The sequence below is a fragment of the Pseudomonas salmasensis genome (assembly GCF_014268375.2).
Lineage (GTDB): Bacteria > Pseudomonadota > Gammaproteobacteria > Pseudomonadales > Pseudomonadaceae > Aquipseudomonas > Aquipseudomonas salmasensis.
Window position 1 is genome coordinate 1,221,778 of the sequence record NZ_CP077083.1, and the last position, 16,719, is coordinate 1,238,496.

Consider the following 16,719-nt stretch of genomic DNA (forward strand, 5'->3'; position numbering starts at 1 on the left):
CTCAGCGATCAGGGTCCGGCTTGATCGCTATATCAGGCACCGGCTTGTAGAACGGACCATAGTCCAGCAGTAACTCTTCCCCTTTCTTGATGTCCTTGAGCGCCACATAGAACGTCAGGTTTTTTCCCACCGAAATCGACACGACATTGTTTGATTTCCAGGCTGGCCCAGTACCCAATTGCGAGGTATTGATCAGGCTCAGGGTGTTGCCCGTATGCAGCCCACTCACCGTGCGCTCGAGCGAACGTGTGCCGAACAGGTAAGTCAGCACCGCCCGCGAGCCTTGCTTGCGCTGCTCTTCGAACAACGACGCCTCTGAGGCATGGAACTTGCCCGCATACGGGCCAAGCACTTCAAACTGGGGAATATCGCGTCGTGCCCACACCGAAGCGCCACGAGCCGGCCCTCCATCGTCCAGTGGCGTAACCACCTCCAGCACTTCATCAAACCGAGACTGGTGCTGGCCTTCGGTGCGCAGCCAGTCTTTTATCGACGCCTTGATCTGGGCGGAAACCCGCGCTTTTGTCGGGCTATCAAGGCCGTCCAGCACGCCATTCCAATAGGCAATGCGGATGTCATCGATGGGACCTTCCAGGGACTGGGTCAAACTGAGCCTGGGGTTGGTCGGGTCCTGCAGAATCGGCAGCGTGTTGTCGATTTGATGAGGGGGCAATGTCGGGAAGTCGCTCGGCTCAACCTTGATAACAACGGGCGGGATTGCCGAAGAAGAGCCCGCAGCCTCTACGCTCTGTGGTGTTTGCGCGCGCGGGGTCAGATCCGCAACCTTGGGTTGCGGCGAGTCCAAAGGCTCTGATGCGGGTCGTTTTCGTGGGGTATCTGCCGCCAGTATCTCAGGTGTCATGTGCGACCCGGTGCTTTGCTGCAAGCGTTCAAGACGTTGCGAGGCCATCGCTGTGAAGGAGCCGTCGGCTTTAACGTACTTTTTCCAAAGGTCGGGACTGAGCCTGTGCTGTTGCAGGAACTGCGCCTGTGTGACGGCGTTGTCCGCATCGCCAGCAAGCAGTTGCCACTGGCGTAAAAGGTCAGTGGTGATCCTGCGATAAGAGCCATCGGCTGCGCTTTTCAGCAAAGCTTCGCCAGCGGCCGACAGGCTGCCATCAGTCCGTACGTTGGCTCTTAACCCATGCACGCTAAGGTTATGCTGGCCGGCGAAACCTTCCATGGTCATGGTTTCACGCGCCTGCGGCGTCATATTTTGCCACGCTTGGATATGTAGTTCGGTCACCCTTTCGGCCGGCGTATTGGCCGCACGATCTCGCACGAGCACGCCGGTAGGGCTCAATTTGCCGTCAGGCTGCACGTAATAGTCAAAGGTTCTTGGCGATATATGTTTTTGTCGGGCAAAGCCTTTACGGGTAACGCTCTGCTGTCGAGCACGCGGCAACGCCTCCCATTCGCGCAGATGTTGAGCCGTGATCACCTCCATGACCGCCCTCGGCGCATGAACCATGGGGCCCAGTGCGGCTCGCTCCAGACGGTTCGTAGCGTTCTTTTTCAAAGACCCGTCCACGTTGACCCAGTCTCTCCACGTGCCTGGATGGAGCCCGTTCTCGCGGGTGAACTGCGCTTGCGTGACCACATTATCCGGGTCATCGGCGAGCGCTTTCCATTGGCGAAGATGGTCATCGGTAATCTTGCCAGGGACAACACCGGCTACCCTGTCCATCAACTCTCTGCCAACGCGGCCCAGGCTTCCATCTCGCCGCACATGCGTTTTGAACGAGCCCGGATTCACGTGATACATCTCGGCAAAACCTTCGAGAGTCAATGCGTCACGCTCTGCCTGTGGCATGTCTTGCCAATCACGGATATGGGTTTCAGTCACCCCATAAAAGGGTGTGTTGGGCGCGCGATCGCGCACCGCCACGCCGATGACGGTCAGTTGCCCGTCAGGTTGCACATAGCGCTCAAAAACTCGGGGGTGGATGTGTTTCTGCCGAGCAAAGCCTGCGCGAGAAAGGCTTTGCTGCTGCTCGAAAGACAACGCCTGCCAGTCGCGCAAATGCTCAGCTATGCAGGGCCGGGGCTGAACGCCAGACACCAGTGCGGCGTTTTGCCGAGCCCGCTCCAGTCGCTGCGTACCCGCCTCTTTCAAGGAGCCATCGGCCTTCACGTACTGCGCCCAGCTACGTTGACTGAGCCCGTGCTGGCTCACGAACTGCGCTGACGTCAAAGCGTTGCCGGGTTGCCTGAAAAGCTCATCCCATTGGCGTAAATGGTCATCGGTAATCTGGTTGCTTTTGGTGGGAACGGAGGAGTTAATCAGCGTTTCCCCGCGACTCATCAGGGTACCGTCCTTACGCGCATACGTTTTGAAGGTGCCCGGTCGAAGATTATGAAGAACGGCAAATCCGTCCTGGGTCATTTCGTCACGCTGCGCTTGCGTCATGTTTTGCCAATCACGCACATGCGTTCCGGTCACCTTTTCGGAAAAAGTGTTGGCGGGGCGATTACGCACGAGCACGCCGCTATCGCTTAACTGACCGTCTGTTTTGACAAAAAACTCGAAGGTTTTCTGGGGCAGGTTATTCTTTTTGGCAAAGCCCTTGCGGGTCAGGCTTGTCTGTTGCGCAGGTGACAATGCCTCCCAGGCCCTCAAGTGTTCAGCAGTAACCTGCCCTCCACCGGGCGCCCCCAGGCGCTGCCATTCGTCACCCTGTACATGCTGGACCAACAATTCGGTTTGTCGGTTGTTGTGATAAATCCGCGCCTGCACGCCCCCCTCTTCGGTGCGAGTGACCTGGCGAACCTCGTACACCGCTGTTTCACCGTTGCTGTCGGTATGGCGTATGTGCGACACGTGCCCATCGGTGGCGACATACACGCCCTGGCTATTGCGTGTCAGCCCCGCGATTTCGGACTCGGGCACCTTGAAGTGTCCGAACAACTCATGGTTCAGCTCACTCAACTGATCGAGGTGCGCCGTGTCCACCTCCCCGGCGACAGCTTGGGTCGAGGCCTTGAACTCTTCCAGCGGGCTGCCATAAGGCCGCATCGTATCGGCATCGAACGCATACCACTTGCCACCCTTGAGCACCGCGGCTCCCTCCACCGTCTGGCCTGCCACCTTGACGGTGCCTGTTGCAGCGGCTTCATACTGTTTGCTGATGCTTTTCAACACGTCGTAACTGCCCGTGGCGCCTCTTAGCTTGTTGACGGCCTTGACGCCTTTGGACAGCACATAAAGAGCACCGGAAGCCACCAACCGAGGTAAATCACCCACCCCGCCCACGGGGTTGAGCACCTCAATGGCCGCCACACCCACGACCTTGGCGGCCCGCAGTGCCTTGGCGCCGGTGGACAACGCAGAGCGGCCGACCTTGAGCAGTTTTCCGGCCGTAGCGGCGCCAGTGGTCAGAAAGCCGAAAACATCCAGCAAGAGATCGAATGCGCCTGCGCCGTACTGGCCGCTCTGAAAGTTGACGATGGCGGACCTGAACGGGATCAGGTTCAACAAAAACTCGCTCAACTGTGCGTTCGCCGTGTCCAGGGCAGTCTGCCCGCGGGCTTGTTGCTTGATAGCAGGGGCATCGAGATCCAGATGTTCCACGAAGGCCATGCCGATCGCCTCGGATCGCGCGCTGGTAAAGCTATTGCAGGGTGAGTGACTCAGCGGTCGCTCACGGCCCAGATCATCGGCTTTATGGCTGGGGCTGAACGCTTTGGTCGTTGAAACCCTGTTGCCGTTCCTGTGTTCCTTGATCTTCGCATCGTAAAGGCTCGCCCTTTCAATCGTGCCTTTGTTGAAGTCGATGACGTAGGCGTGCGAAGCACCTTGCAGCTCAGTTTTGACCAGCAGTCCCGGCTTATTTGGACCGTACGTGTTATTGAAATGACCATCCATGACGTATGAGCCTTCCTGGAAAAAGCTGATTTTTCCAAACTCCAGACGCTGGCGATCCTCCAAGGGCAGTTGCGAGATCATGTGCCTGACCGTTGTATTGACGGCGGCTTTTTTTTCCTTGATCGCACGGCTGAACTGCCGGTCGAATTCAGCCGGCACGCCAAAATGCCGGTTGGCGTTCAAAGCCTTTAATACCCTTTGCAGGTCCTTGCCCTTGAGCGAACTGCTGGGTTCATGTGCCTTGAAGGGCCGGTATTCCAGCCAGTCGATCATGGCGATATCCAATAGCGAAAACCGTCCCCCTTCTATCACCACGTAGTGCTGATCAACCGCGAATACTTTTTCTTCGAAAAACGCGCCAAGGTCGCCAAATCGCTCCTTGAGCCTGGCCAGTGCAATCTCTTTTCGCGTGGGCAATGGGTTGTCCAGTGCCTGGGAGGCGGCGAGCCGGGTGTCCAACTGCGCGTTGAATGCGGCTCTTGCCGATTCAAGTTGCGCAGGGAGATAGTCGCCATCCGGTCTTTTTGTGAGCTCGCCACTCGCCACGGCCCAATCCAGCAAAGCCCGCGTTTCTACCGCTTGGGTAACTGCTGGGGCAATCCGCCGCGCTTCTTGCGCATCGCTCATGACCTGGGCGAACGTCATGCCGGGGACTTTGCCCGGTGTCTGCGCCTCAATCGCCATTGCGGCAATCGTCAGGCTGGCCCACGCCTGGCTGCCGACTTTCACCGTCGCAGGAATATCCTTGATCAAAAACTGCGGTGCTGCCTTGGCCAACAACAGGTACGCGCCGACGCTTGCCAGTGCGGCACTGGTTTTGCCCGTACGACTCAAATGTTCGGCCAAGCCGGCAACGACCGTGCAAGCATGGAGCCCGGCATGCGTATCACTGCCCAAGTCGAAGTCGGCTACGCTGGTGCGATCAGGCGTGGTGATCGACTCAGGGTCCATCTGCAGGACGATGGCCGCCAGCAGGTAATCGCTTGCGCTGCTTTCGCTGTCAATGCCTTGCATGGTTTGCTGCAGCACTTTGCCCATCCGTTGCCCTTGCGGGGAATTGACCAGTGCTTCGAGTATTTTTGCTGGGTCGTTCCCCGCTTCTGCCGGCAGCGGCTGCCGATAGCGCAGGAACTCCAGCACGCCGCCGTCGGTTTGCATCACCAGCGGCTGGTCGCCCAGGTGGTGTGCGTGATTCAGGGTAATCAGACGCAAGCGCCGCTGCTCGTCCGCGCTCAAGGGGATCGGCCAGGATAATGCCCCTCCCAGAGCGCCCAGTGAGAGGACAGGGTTGCTGGATAACGGCAGATCCTGGTTGGGGCGCTGGGGCAGCAACGTATCATCGGTCACAGGCGCGGGCCGATGTTCAGCTGCAGGCAGTGGAAGCGAAAAGTGCGTACGTGCAGCGATAACGTTTGTCATGAAAGCGACCTGTCCAGTGTCAAGAATCAGCCAAAGCGCGCGTTGGCGCTTGCGCAAGCTCACTGAGTGTCAACGCTCAGTGAGCAGTTCCTGGCCAAGTACAAGACTTTGTGACAGTGCCCTCACGGGCAATCGCCGATGATCGTACTGATCGCCGGAACGGGCTCAGCGCAAGGCGTTAATGAACATTCCAATCGCCACTACCACGCACAAACTGGCAAACCCCACTTGCAAGGCCCGCGCAGGAATCACCGAACACAACCGCCGTCCCGCCAACATGCCGACGATACTCGCGCCGATAAACCCCCAGCCCACTGGTTCGATACTCACGCCCGCATGAAAGGCACCTGCCACGCCAATCAGCGACAGCAGGCTGACCACCATCAGGGAAGTGGCGACGATGCCGCGCATCTGCACGTCGGTCAGTTGCTTGAACGCCGGCACGATCAGAAAGCCGCCACCCACACCCAGCAACCCCGACACGGCGCCGGTCACCGCCCCCAACGCTGCGAGGGTGGCGCTGCATTTGGCGGTCCAGGCCAGGCGCCCGGTCTGCTGGTTGAGCATGCAGTTCTTCTGCCCCCACGACGCCGAGCCATGGTCACTCGGCCCGGCCTCGCGCTTTTCCCGTTGCAGCATGCGCCAGGCCACCAGCACCATCAGCGCGCTGAACAGGCCCATCAGCACCGGTTCCGAGAGTTGGTGGGCGAGGAACACGCCCAACGGCGAAAACAGTGCGCCGAGCAACGCGATGAGTAACGCGGCGCGGTAACGCACCAAGCCATGGCGTAAACCATCGATGGCCCCCACCGCCGCCGCCGCGCCCACCGCAAGCAATGACACGGGCGCGGCCTGGGTCATGGTCAAGCCTAGTCCCAGCACCAGCGCCGGCACCCCGAGGATGCCGCCGCCCGCGCCGGTCAGTCCCATGACCAGGCCCATCAATACCCCTAACAGACTGGCGAGCAGCATTCAGCCCACCTTGCTCAGACGGGTCAGCCACTCGCGGCCCTTGAGCATGCCGTTCCAGTAGAACCACGGCAGCAGCGTGGCCTTGAGGAACCACATCGAACGGCGCGCCTGCGTCGGGTCGAGAGGAAAAGTCGGCAGCAACTTGCCGCCATAGCCGAACTCGGCCAGCACCACCTTGCCCTTCTCCACCGTCAGTGGGCATGAACCGTAGCCGTCGTATTTGAGCGGCAATGGCGCCTGCTTGCGCAGGGCCAGCAGGTTTTCGGCCACCACCACGATTTGCTTGCGCACCGCTGCCGCCGTCTTGGCGTTGGTGGTGCCGCATACATCGCCCAGGCCGAAGATGTGCGGGTAGCGCAGGTGCTGGAGGCTGTGGGGGTTCACTTCGCACCAGCCGGCGGCGTCGGCGAGCAGGCTTTCGCGGATAAAATCCGGGGCGACCTGCGGCGGTACTACGTGGAGCATGTCGAAGGTTTTCTCTTCGACCGTCGCGTTGCCTTCGGCGTCCTTGACTTCAAACCAGGCTTTGCGCGCCGGGCCGTCGACCTTTACCAGATTGGAATTGAACGCAAGGCGCGCATTGTATTTTTCCACGTACTTCATCAAGGGCGGCACAAAGGTCGGCACACCAAACAACGCGGCGCCGGCCAGGTTGAATTCGACGTCGATGTGTTTGAGGTTGCCCTGCTTGAGCCAGTGGTCGCAGGACAGGTACATGGCTTTTTGCGGCGCGCCGGCGCATTTGATCGGCATGGCCGGCTGGGTGAACAACGCCTTGCCGCCCTTGAGCTGCTGCACCAACTGCCAGGTGTAGGCGGCGTGCTCATAGCCGTAGTTGGAAGTGACGCCGTGTTGGCCCAGGGTGTCTTGCAGGCCTTCGATTTTTTCCCAGGCCAGGCGCAGGCCGGGGCAGACGATGAGGTTCTTCCAGGTGACGCGCTGGCCACTGTCGAGCACCAGGGTGCTTTCATCGGGCAGCACTTCGCTGACGGCGGCCTGCACCCAGCTGACGCCATTGGGTAGCACGTCGGCCAGGGGCCTGCGGGTCTTGTGCAGGTCGTAGGCGCCGCCGCCGACCAGGGTCCAGGCCGGCTGGTAGCAGTGGTAGTCGTTAGGTTCGATGAGGGTGATGTTCAGGTGCGGGTCACGCTTGAGCAGGCTGGCCAGCAGGCCGATGCCTGCCGAGCCGCCGCCGATGACTACGATATCGCCACTGATGGTGGGTCCCCAGTGTTGTTCGGTCATTGTCTACTGCCTTTTTGAGTCAATGCACACAAGGGTCGCTGCCGGATGGCGTCACGCCCAGCTTTTTATGACCGCGCCGCAATACAGCCCGGACAGGGTCTTCATCACTTGAATCACTTCGTGGCTGGCCAGCCCGTAGAAAATGTATTTGCCTTCCCGACGGGTGGCGACCAACCCTTCATCGCGCAAGATGCCCAACTGTTGTGACAGGGTGGGCTGGCGTACGCCGGTCAGGGCTTCCAGCTCACCGACGTTGCGCTCGCCCTGGGTCAACTGGCACAGGATCAACAAGCGGTCTTCATTGGCCAGAGCCTTGAGCAAGGCACAGGCCTTGGACGCCGATGCACGCAACTGGGCGACCTCGCCCTCACTCAACGTAGATTCCATTTGCCTCGGGTCCTTTATGTCACTTAAGCTCAAAACATTATGTGTAAACGTAAACTGATTGTAACCACTTTTTTCTTCAACACTTTTTCCTAACAGAGGCGGCCGCCATGCCAGCGTTGATTCAAGCCTTTCTGGATGACGCATCGTCGACCTACACCTATGTCGTCTATGAAGCCGATGGCGGCCCTTGCGCCATTGTCGACTCGGTGCTCAATTACGACCCGGCGTCCGGGCGCACCGACACGGCGCAAGCCGACAAGGTGATTGCCTTTGTGCGCGAGCATGGCCTGCACGTGAAGTGGCTGCTGGAAACCCACGCCCATGCTGACCACCTGTCCGCCGCGCCCTACCTGCGCCGCACCCTGGGCGGCAAGATCGCGATCGGCGAATCCATCAGCAAGGTGCAGGGAGTGTTCAAGAACCTGTTCAACCTGGAGCCGGAATTTCGCGTGGACGGCTCGCAGTTCGATCACCTGTTTGCGCCGGATGAAATCTTTCACATCGGCAACTTGAAGGCCCAGGCACTGCACGTACCCGGACACACCCCCGCCGACATGGCCTATCTGATCGACGGCCGCTTGATCCTGGTGGGCGACACCCTGTTCATGCCCGACGTCGGCACCGCCCGTTGCGATTTCCCTGGTGGTGACGCACGGCAGTTGTACGCGTCGATGCGCAAGCTGCTGGCGTTCCCTTCAGACACCAAGCTGTACGTGTGCCATGACTACCCACCCGAAGGTCGAGAGGCGAAGTGCCAGACCACCGTGGCGGAACAACGGGCGGGGAATATTCATGTGCATGATGGCGTGGATGAAGCGGCGTTTGTCCAGATGCGCACCCAGCGCGATGCAGGGTTGGGGATGCCGACCTTGTTGCTGCCGGCGATACAGGTAAATGTGCGAGCGGGAAATATGCCGCCGGCAGAAGAGAACGGCGTGACCTACCTGAAAATCCCCCTCAACCAACTCTAGAAGCACAGCGTTGTAGCGATCAACGGTAACCACGATGCGAAGCGAGTCGCTCTTGCTCTTGCTCTGCTTTTGATCTTGATCTTAGGCGCCCCGTCAAACCACGCTGGCCGGAATTCGACAGGGATTTGGGGGGTAAACCGGCAGGGATGCCGGTTTAGCCGCCCCGCGCCATGGATGGCGCGTGGCGGCGGCCCCCCAAATCACTGGCGGATTACGGGCACACCGAGCCCAAGCGAGGTGCCGAGTGGTGGGGCAAGAGCCCTTTTGGTTACTTTTGGGGCTCTTTTCCAAAAGTGACCCGCTGTCAGAGCGGAACCCTAAGTGGCCGTTACCGCAGCAATGGCTATGTACACAATCCAACTGTGTTGACTGTCAGACCGCCTTCGCGAGCAAGCCCGCTCCCACAGTTGGATTGCGGGGGTGTCAGGTACATAGGTGTAGGCTGGCAGGCCGTCATCGCAGGCAAGCCAGCTCCCACAGTTGGATCGTGGAGTGTCAGGTAGATTGACGTCAGCTGGCACGCAGGCAAGCCCCACATTTTGCCCCGTATTGAATCAGGAACCCAGGCTGATGCCGTTGGCTGGCAATGGCAATGCGGTTTTGTAGCGCACCTGCTTCAAGGCAAAGCTGGAGCGAATGTTCGCCACCCCCGGCACCTTGGTCAAAAAATCCATCATGAAACGCTCCAGCGACTGAATCGTGGGCACCAACACGCGAATCAAATAGTCCGGATCTCCGGCCATCAGGTAACACTCCATCACCTCCGGCCGGTCCGAGATCGCCCCTTCAAATTGCTGCAGCGCCAGCTCGTTCTGTTTCTCCAGGCTCACATGGATGAACACATTCACGTGCAGCCCCAGCAAATCAGCATCCAGCAGCGTGACCTGCTCCCGAATCAACCCCAGTTCTTCCATCGCCTTGACCCGGTTGAAACACGGTGTGGGCGATAGGTTGACCGAGCGGGCCAGGTCGGCATTGGTGATCCGCGCATTCTCCTGCAGGGCGTTGAGAATGCCGATATCGGTACGGTCCAGTTTGCGCATGAGACAAAATCACCTGTTTATTATGTTTATGCAGTTTTTTTATCCGCAAATGGCCGACGACGCAATGAAACAGAGATAAATATTCTTCTACGCCACGCCTATGATTGTTGTAGGACAAGATTTCTTCTACCCGAAGACTGACTGTCAGCTAGCGCGCCCACTACAAGAAATTCACAAGATAGAGCGTAGAAAGCCATGACCCAGCCGTATGCACCGCTGCGCCTGCACGTTCCCGAACCCTCGGGCCGCCCAGGCTGCAAGACCGACTTCACCTACCTGCGTTTGACCGACGCCGGCCTGGTACGCAAACCCGCCATCGACGTAGAACCGGCCGACACCGCCGACCTGGCCAAGGGCCTGATCCGCGTGCTCGACGACCAGGGCCAGGCGCTCGGGCCGTGGGCCGAGGGTGTCTCCACCGAGATCATGCGCCGCGGCATGCGCGCCATGCTCAAGACGCGCATCTTCGACAACCGCATGGTGGTCGCCCAGCGTCAGAAAAAAATGTCGTTCTACATGCAAAGCCTTGGCGAAGAAGCCATCGGCAGCGCCCAGGCCCTGGCCTTGAACATCGACGACATGTGCTTCCCCACCTACCGCCAGCAAAGCATCCTGATGGCCCGCGAGGTGCCGCTGGTAGACCTGATCTGCCAACTGCTGTCCAACGAGCGCGACCCGCTCAAGGGCCGCCAGTTGCCAATCATGTATTCGGTCAAGGAGGCGGGCTTCTTCACCATTTCCGGCAACCTTGCCACCCAATTCGTCCAGGGCGTGGGCTGGGGCATGGCCTCGGCGATCAAGGGCGATACCAAGATCGCCTCGGCCTGGATCGGCGACGGCGCCACCGCGGAATCGGACTTTCACACCGCCCTCACGTTCGCCCACGTGTACCGCGCGCCGGTGATCCTCAATGTGGTCAACAACCAGTGGGCAATTTCCACCTTCCAGGCCATCGCTGGCGGTGAAGCCACCACCTTCGCCGGACGTGGCGTCGGTTGCGGCATCGCTTCCCTGCGCGTGGACGGCAACGACTTTATTGCCGTATACGCCGCCTCGGCCTGGGCTGCCGAGCATGCGCGGCGCAACCTGGGGCCCACCCTGATCGAGTGGGTCACCTACCGCGCCGGCCCACACTCCACCTCCGATGACCCGTCCAAGTACCGTCCCGCCGACGACTGGAGCCACTTCCCCCTGGGCGACCCGATTGCCCGCCTCAAGCAGCACCTGATCAAGATTGGCCAGTGGTCCGAAGAGGAACACGCGGCGGTCAGTGCCGAGCTTGAAGCCGAAGTAGTCAAGGCGCAGAAGGAAGCCGAACAGTACGGCACCCTGGCCGGTGGCCAGATTCCAAGCGCCGCGACCATGTTCGAGGATGTCTATAAAGAGATGCCGGAGCACTTGAAGCGCCAGCGTCAAGAGCTGGGGGTGTGACATGAACGACCACAACAACAGTATCGAACTGGAAACCGCCATGACCACCACCACCATGACCATGATCCAGGCCCTGCGCTCGGCCATGGATGTGATGCTTGAGCGTGACGACAACGTGGTGGTGTTCGGCCAGGACGTCGGGTACTTCGGCGGCGTGTTCCGTTGCACCGAAGGCTTGCAGACCAAGTACGGCAGCTCACGGGTGTTCGACGCCCCCATCTCGGAAAGCGGCATCGTCGGCGTGGCCGTGGGCATGGGCGCCTATGGCTTGCGCCCAGTGGCGGAAATCCAGTTCGCCGACTACGTCTACCCCGCCACCGACCAGATCATTTCCGAGGCGGCGCGCCTGCGTTATCGCTCGGCCGGCCAATTCACCGCACCACTGACCATGCGCATGCCCTGCGGCGGCGGCATCTACGGCGGCCAGACTCACAGCCAGAGTATCGAAGCGGTGTTCACGCAAGTGTGCGGCCTGCGCACGGTGATGCCGTCCAACCCCTATGACGCCAAGGGCCTGCTGATTGCCTCCATCGAAAACGATGACCCGGTGATCTTCCTCGAACCCAAGCGCCTGTATAACGGCCCGTTCGACGGCCACCACGACCGCCCGGTAACGCCGTGGTCCAAACACCCCCAAGCCCAGGTGCCGGACGGTTACTACACCGTGCCCCTGGACGTGGCCGCCATCGTGCGCCCAGGCTCGGCCGTGACCGTGCTGACCTATGGCACCACCGTGTATGTGTCGCAAGTTGCCGCCGAAGAAACCGGCATCGACGCCGAGGTCATCGACCTGCGCAGCCTGTGGCCCCTGGACCTGGAGACCATCGTCAATTCGGTGAAAAAGACCGGCCGTTGCGTGGTGGTGCATGAAGCCACGCGCACCTGCGGCTTTGGTGCCGAGCTGGTCTCGCTGGTGCAAGAGCATTGCTTCCACCACCTGGAAGCGCCGATCGAACGCGTCACCGGTTGGGACACCCCCTACCCGCACGCGCAGGAGTGGGCGTATTTCCCAGGGCCGTCCCGAGTGGGCGCGGCGTTGAAACGGGTCATGGAGGTCTGAATGGGCACGCACGTTATCAAGATGCCGGACATTGGCGAAGGCATCGCGGAAGTTGAATTGTCGGTATGGCATGTAAAGGTCGGCGACCTGGTCGTTGAAGACCAGGTGCTGGCGGATGTGATGACCGACAAGGCGATGGTGGATATTCCCTCGCCGGTCCACGGCAAGGTGATTTCCCTCGCCGGCGAGCCGGGTGAGGTCATGGCAGTGGGCAGTATTTTGATCAGCATTGAAGTGGAAGGCGCAGGCAATACCAAGGATGTGCCGGTGGTTGCCGAACCTGCGAAAGCCGCGCCTGCTGTGGCCGAAGCCAAACCGGTACAGGCGCCGGTAGAAAGCAAGCCCGCAGCAGTAGTGAAAGCACCGCAAGCCCCCGTGGCCCGCGAAGCCAGCGAACGCCCATTGGCCTCGCCTGCCGTGCGCAAACACGCGCTGGATGCCGGGATTCAACTGCGCCTGGTCCAGGGCACAGGGCCTGCGGGGCGGATTCTGCATGAAGACCTGGAGGCTTATTTGCGCCAGGGCCCGGCAACGGGCGCCAGCGCCGCCAACCCGTATGCCGAGCGCACTGACGAACACCAGATCCCGGTGATCGGCATGCGCCGCAAGATCGCCCAGCGCATGCAGGACGCCACGCGCCGCGCCGCGCATTTCAGCTACGTGGAAGAGATCGACGTCACCGCCCTCGACGAGTTGCGCGTGCACCTTAACGAGAAGCACGGGGCGACACGCGGCAAGCTGACCCTGCTGCCGTTTATCGTACGGGCCATGGTTGTCGCCTTGCGCGACTTCCCGCAGATCAACGCTCGCTACGACGACGAAGCCCAAGTCATCACGCGCCTTGGCGCCGTGCACGTGGGTGTCGCCACCCAAAGCGACGTGGGCCTGATGGTGCCAGTGGTGCGCCACGCCGAAGCCCGCAGCCTGTGGGGCACTGCCGAAGAAATCGCACGTTTGGCCAATGCCGCACGTACAGGCAAGGCCAGCCGTGAAGAGCTGTCCGGTTCGAGCATCACCCTGACCAGCCTTGGCGCTCTGGGCGGCATCGTCAGCACGCCGGTGCTGAACCTGCCGGAAGTGGCCATCGTCGGCGTCAACCGCATCGTTGAGCGGCCGATGGTGATCAAGGGCCAGATCGTGGTGCGCAAGATGATGAACCTCTCCAGCTCCTTCGATCACCGTGTGGTCGATGGCATGGACGCGGCGCAATTCATCCAGGCCATTCGCGGCCTGCTCGAACAACCCGCCAGCCTGTTCCTGGAGTAAGGGCATGACTCAGACATTGCACACCACGCTGCTGATTATCGGCGGCGGTCCCGGCGGTTATGTGGCGGCGATTCGCGCAGGCCAACTGGGCATCCCAACCATCCTGGTGGAAGGCCAGGCACTGGGCGGCACCTGCCTGAACATCGGCTGCATTCCCTCCAAGGCGCTGATCCATGTGGCCGAGCAGTTCCAGCAAACCGTGCACCATAGCCAGGGCTCGCAACTGGGCATTGAAGTGGACGTACCGACCCTGGACATCCGCAAGAGCGTGGAATGGAAAGACGGTATCGTCGACCGCCTGACCACCGGCGTCGCCGCGCTGCTGAAAAAGCACAAGGTGCAGGTGGTCCATGGCTGGGCCAAGGTCATCGACGGCAAGACCGTCGAGGTGGGCGAGCAGCGCATTCAGTGCGAACACCTGTTGTTGGCCACTGGCTCGAAAAGCGTCAACCTACCGATGCTGCCGATTGGCGGGCCGATCATTTCCTCCACCGAAGCCCTGGCACCGACCCGCGTACCCAAGCGCCTGATCGTGGTGGGCGGTGGTTATATCGGCCTGGAACTGGGTATCGCCTACCGCAAGCTCGGTGCCGAGGTCAGTGTGGTCGAGGCCCAGGCCCACATCCTGCCGGCCTACGACGCCGAGCTGACCCTGCCGGTGGCTGAATCCCTGAAAAAACTCGGCGTGAAGCTGTACCTGGAACACAGCGTCACCGGTTTTACCGACGGCAAACTGCAAGTGCGCGCGCCCAACGGCGACACCTTGGCGCTGGACACCGACCAAGTGCTGGTGGCCGTGGGGCGCAAACCCAACACCCAAGGCTGGAACCTCGAAGCGCTGAACCTGGACATGAACGGCGCGGCGATCAAGATCGACAGCCGCTGCCAGACCAGCATGCGCAACGTCTATGCCATTGGCGACCTCAGTGGCGAGCCGATGCTGGCGCACCGGGCCATGGCCCAGGGCGAAATGGTTGCCGAACTGATCAGCGGCAAAGCCCGCGAATTCAACCCGGCGGCAATACCCGCGGTGTGCTTTACCGACCCGGAACTGGTGGTGGTCGGCCAGACCCCGGACGAGGCCAAGGCGGCCGGCCTGGATTGCATCGTGTCGAGCTTCCCGTTCGCCGCCAATGGTCGGGCCATGACGCTGGAGTCCAAGGCCGGCTTCGTGCGGGTGGTGGCGCGGCGTGACAATCACCTGATTGTGGGCTGGCAAGCCGTGGGGGCTGGGGTGTCCGAGCTATCGACCGCGTTCGGCCTGAGCCTGGAAATGGGCGCGCGCCTGGAAGACGTGGCCGGCACCATCCATGCCCACCCGACCCTGGGTGAAGCGGTGCAGGAAGCCGCGCTACGGGCGTTGGGCCACGCGTTGCACCTTTAAAACCACAACCCCTGTAGGAGCGAGCTTGCTCGCGAAAATCGCCAACGATAACGCGGGCCACCCGGTTAAACGCGGCGTCCTTGCGTTCTTCGCGAGCAAGCTCGCTCCTACAGGGGATGCGAACAGCCCTGTGAATGCAGTATTGTTGCGCCCATCCAGGAAAAAAACCGACTTGACCAGAGATAGAGGGTGTCATGGGTAACGAGAGCATCAATTGGGACAAGCTGGGTTTTGACTACATCAAGACCGACAAGCGGTTTCTCCAGGTCTGGAAAAACGGCGAATGGCAAGCAGGCACCCTGACCGACGACAACGTGCTGCACATCAGCGAGGGCTCCACTGCCCTGCATTATGGCCAGCAATGCTTCGAGGGCCTGAAGGCCTACCGCTGCAAGGACGGTTCGATCAACCTGTTCCGCCCGGACCAGAACGCCGCCCGCATGCAGCGCAGCTGTGGCCGCCTACTGATGCCACAAGTGCCGACCGACGCGTTCATCGAGGCGTGCAAGCAAGTGGTCCAGGCCAACGAGCGCTTCATCCCGCCGTACGGCAGTGGCGGCGCGCTGTACCTGCGCCCGTTCGTGATCGGCACCGGTGACAACATCGGCGTGCGTACCGCGCCGGAATTCATCTTCTCGGTGTTCTGCATCCCGGTCGGTGCCTACTTCAAGGGCGGCCTGGTGCCGCACAACTTCCAGATCTCCGGCTACGACCGCGCCGCGCCGCAAGGCACCGGTGCCGCCAAGGTCGGTGGCAACTACGCCGCCAGCCTGATGCCAGGTTCAGAAGCGAAGAAATCCGGCTTCGCCGACGCGATCTACCTGGACCCGATGACCCATTCGAAAATCGAAGAAGTCGGCTCGGCCAACTTCTTCGGGATCACCCACGACAACCAGTTCATCACACCGAAGTCGCCTTCGGTATTGCCAGGCATCACCCGCCTGTCGCTGATCGAACTGGCCCAGACCCGCCTGGGCCTGGAAGTGGTCGAGGGCGAAGTGTTCATCGACAAGCTGGACCAATTCAAGGAAGCCGGCGCCTGCGGTACCGCTGCCGTGATCTCGCCGATCGGCGGCATCCAGTACAACGGCAAGCTGCACGTGTTCCACAGCGAGACCGAAGTCGGCCCGATCACCCAGAAGCTCTACAAAGAGCTGACCGGTGTACAGACCGGTGACGTGGAAGCGCCAGCGGGTTGGATCGTCAAGGTCTAACAGCCATAAACGCCAGCTCCCACACTGGTTTCTGCGCCTTCAAGAGCGTGGGAACGATCAACTGTAAATACATCCACCCTGTCAAGTTTGACAGTAGAGATGCCCAGGGATCGAGATTATAAATGCAGAGGCTGGATTCTCACCAAACCTCAAGGAGATACCTCATGGGCAGCTTTATTATTCACCTCACGACAAATGACTTCGAAGGTGACGCAAGCAAAGAAATATTGATGGAAGTACTGAATGCCCCCAACGATCCCGACCCGCTTCTGGTGTATGCCAGCTCCAGCGAAAAAAATGGTTTTTATGACCGTTCCTCAAGCCCGGGGGATGCCGACGGTGACGGCGATGTCGAAGGGGACATTGACGACAAGATCCTGTTTCTGAACTTGGCGAATGCTTTTGCGGCAATGAAAGGCTATACCGCGAAGCGGAAAAAAAAATAAGCGTAAGCCTTAAAGG

General features: G+C 60.5%; 12 protein-coding genes. 7 read left to right on the forward strand and 5 right to left on the reverse strand.

The window, feature by feature from the left end; genetic code table 11:
• Position 1: 1 nt before the first annotated feature.
• From HU731_RS05080 to HU731_RS05095, 4 genes are all read right to left on the reverse strand, one after another.
• Positions 2-5,284, reverse strand: a complete 5,283-nt coding sequence (locus HU731_RS05080; protein ID WP_186608995.1) for an SET domain-containing protein-lysine N-methyltransferase — start codon at positions 5,282-5,284, stop codon at positions 2-4.
• Positions 5,285-5,449: 165 nt separating this feature from the next.
• Positions 5,450-6,256, reverse strand: a complete 807-nt coding sequence (locus HU731_RS05085; protein WP_186608993.1) for a sulfite exporter TauE/SafE family protein — start codon at positions 6,254-6,256, stop codon at positions 5,450-5,452.
• On the reverse strand, positions 6,257-7,501 hold the full coding sequence (locus HU731_RS05090) for an NAD(P)/FAD-dependent oxidoreductase (RefSeq protein ID WP_186608991.1): 1,245 nt from the start codon (positions 7,499-7,501) through the stop codon (positions 6,257-6,259).
• A gap of 51 nt (positions 7,502-7,552) precedes the next feature.
• Positions 7,553-7,888, reverse strand: coding sequence for an ArsR/SmtB family transcription factor (locus tag HU731_RS05095; RefSeq protein WP_003174875.1), 336 nt, complete (start codon positions 7,886-7,888; stop codon positions 7,553-7,555).
• 107 nt (positions 7,889-7,995) lie between these two features.
• Between HU731_RS05095 and HU731_RS05100 the strand changes: the two genes are divergently transcribed.
• Positions 7,996-8,859 (forward strand): MBL fold metallo-hydrolase, encoded by an 864-nt coding sequence (locus tag HU731_RS05100; protein ID WP_186608989.1) that lies wholly within the window; start codon positions 7,996-7,998, stop codon positions 8,857-8,859.
• A 554-nt stretch (positions 8,860-9,413) separates the two neighbouring features.
• On the opposite strand, the gene bkdR is transcribed toward HU731_RS05100, so the two are convergent.
• Entirely contained in the window at positions 9,414-9,902 is a 489-nt protein-coding gene (bkdR, locus tag HU731_RS05105; protein WP_003174877.1) for a Bkd operon transcriptional regulator BkdR, read from the reverse strand.
• Between the two features lie 195 nt (positions 9,903-10,097).
• On the opposite strand from bkdR, the gene HU731_RS05110 reads away from it, so the two are divergent.
• The 6 genes from HU731_RS05110 (at position 10,098) to HU731_RS05135 (ending at position 16,703) form a co-directional block, all read left to right on the forward strand.
• Entirely contained in the window at positions 10,098-11,333 is a 1,236-nt protein-coding gene (locus HU731_RS05110; RefSeq protein WP_186608987.1) for a 3-methyl-2-oxobutanoate dehydrogenase (2-methylpropanoyl-transferring) subunit alpha, read from the forward strand.
• Position 11,334: 1 nt separating this feature from the next.
• A complete protein-coding gene (locus HU731_RS05115) occupies positions 11,335-12,393 on the forward strand; it encodes an alpha-ketoacid dehydrogenase subunit beta (protein ID WP_017136257.1) in 1,059 nt (352 codons plus the stop codon).
• Entirely contained in the window at positions 12,394-13,659 is a 1,266-nt protein-coding gene (locus HU731_RS05120; protein ID WP_186608984.1) for a dihydrolipoamide acetyltransferase family protein, read from the forward strand.
• Positions 13,660-13,663: 4 nt separating this feature from the next.
• A complete protein-coding gene (gene lpdA, locus HU731_RS05125; protein ID WP_186608982.1) occupies positions 13,664-15,043 on the forward strand; it encodes a dihydrolipoyl dehydrogenase in 1,380 nt (459 codons plus the stop codon).
• A 194-nt stretch (positions 15,044-15,237) separates the two neighbouring features.
• Positions 15,238-16,257: a branched-chain amino acid aminotransferase gene (locus HU731_RS05130; RefSeq protein WP_186608979.1), complete on the forward strand. Its 1,020-nt coding sequence runs from the start codon at positions 15,238-15,240 to the stop codon at positions 16,255-16,257.
• Between the two features lie 164 nt (positions 16,258-16,421).
• Positions 16,422-16,703: a hypothetical protein gene (locus tag HU731_RS05135; protein WP_186608977.1), complete on the forward strand. Its 282-nt coding sequence runs from the start codon at positions 16,422-16,424 to the stop codon at positions 16,701-16,703.
• Positions 16,704-16,719 lie beyond the last annotated feature (16 nt).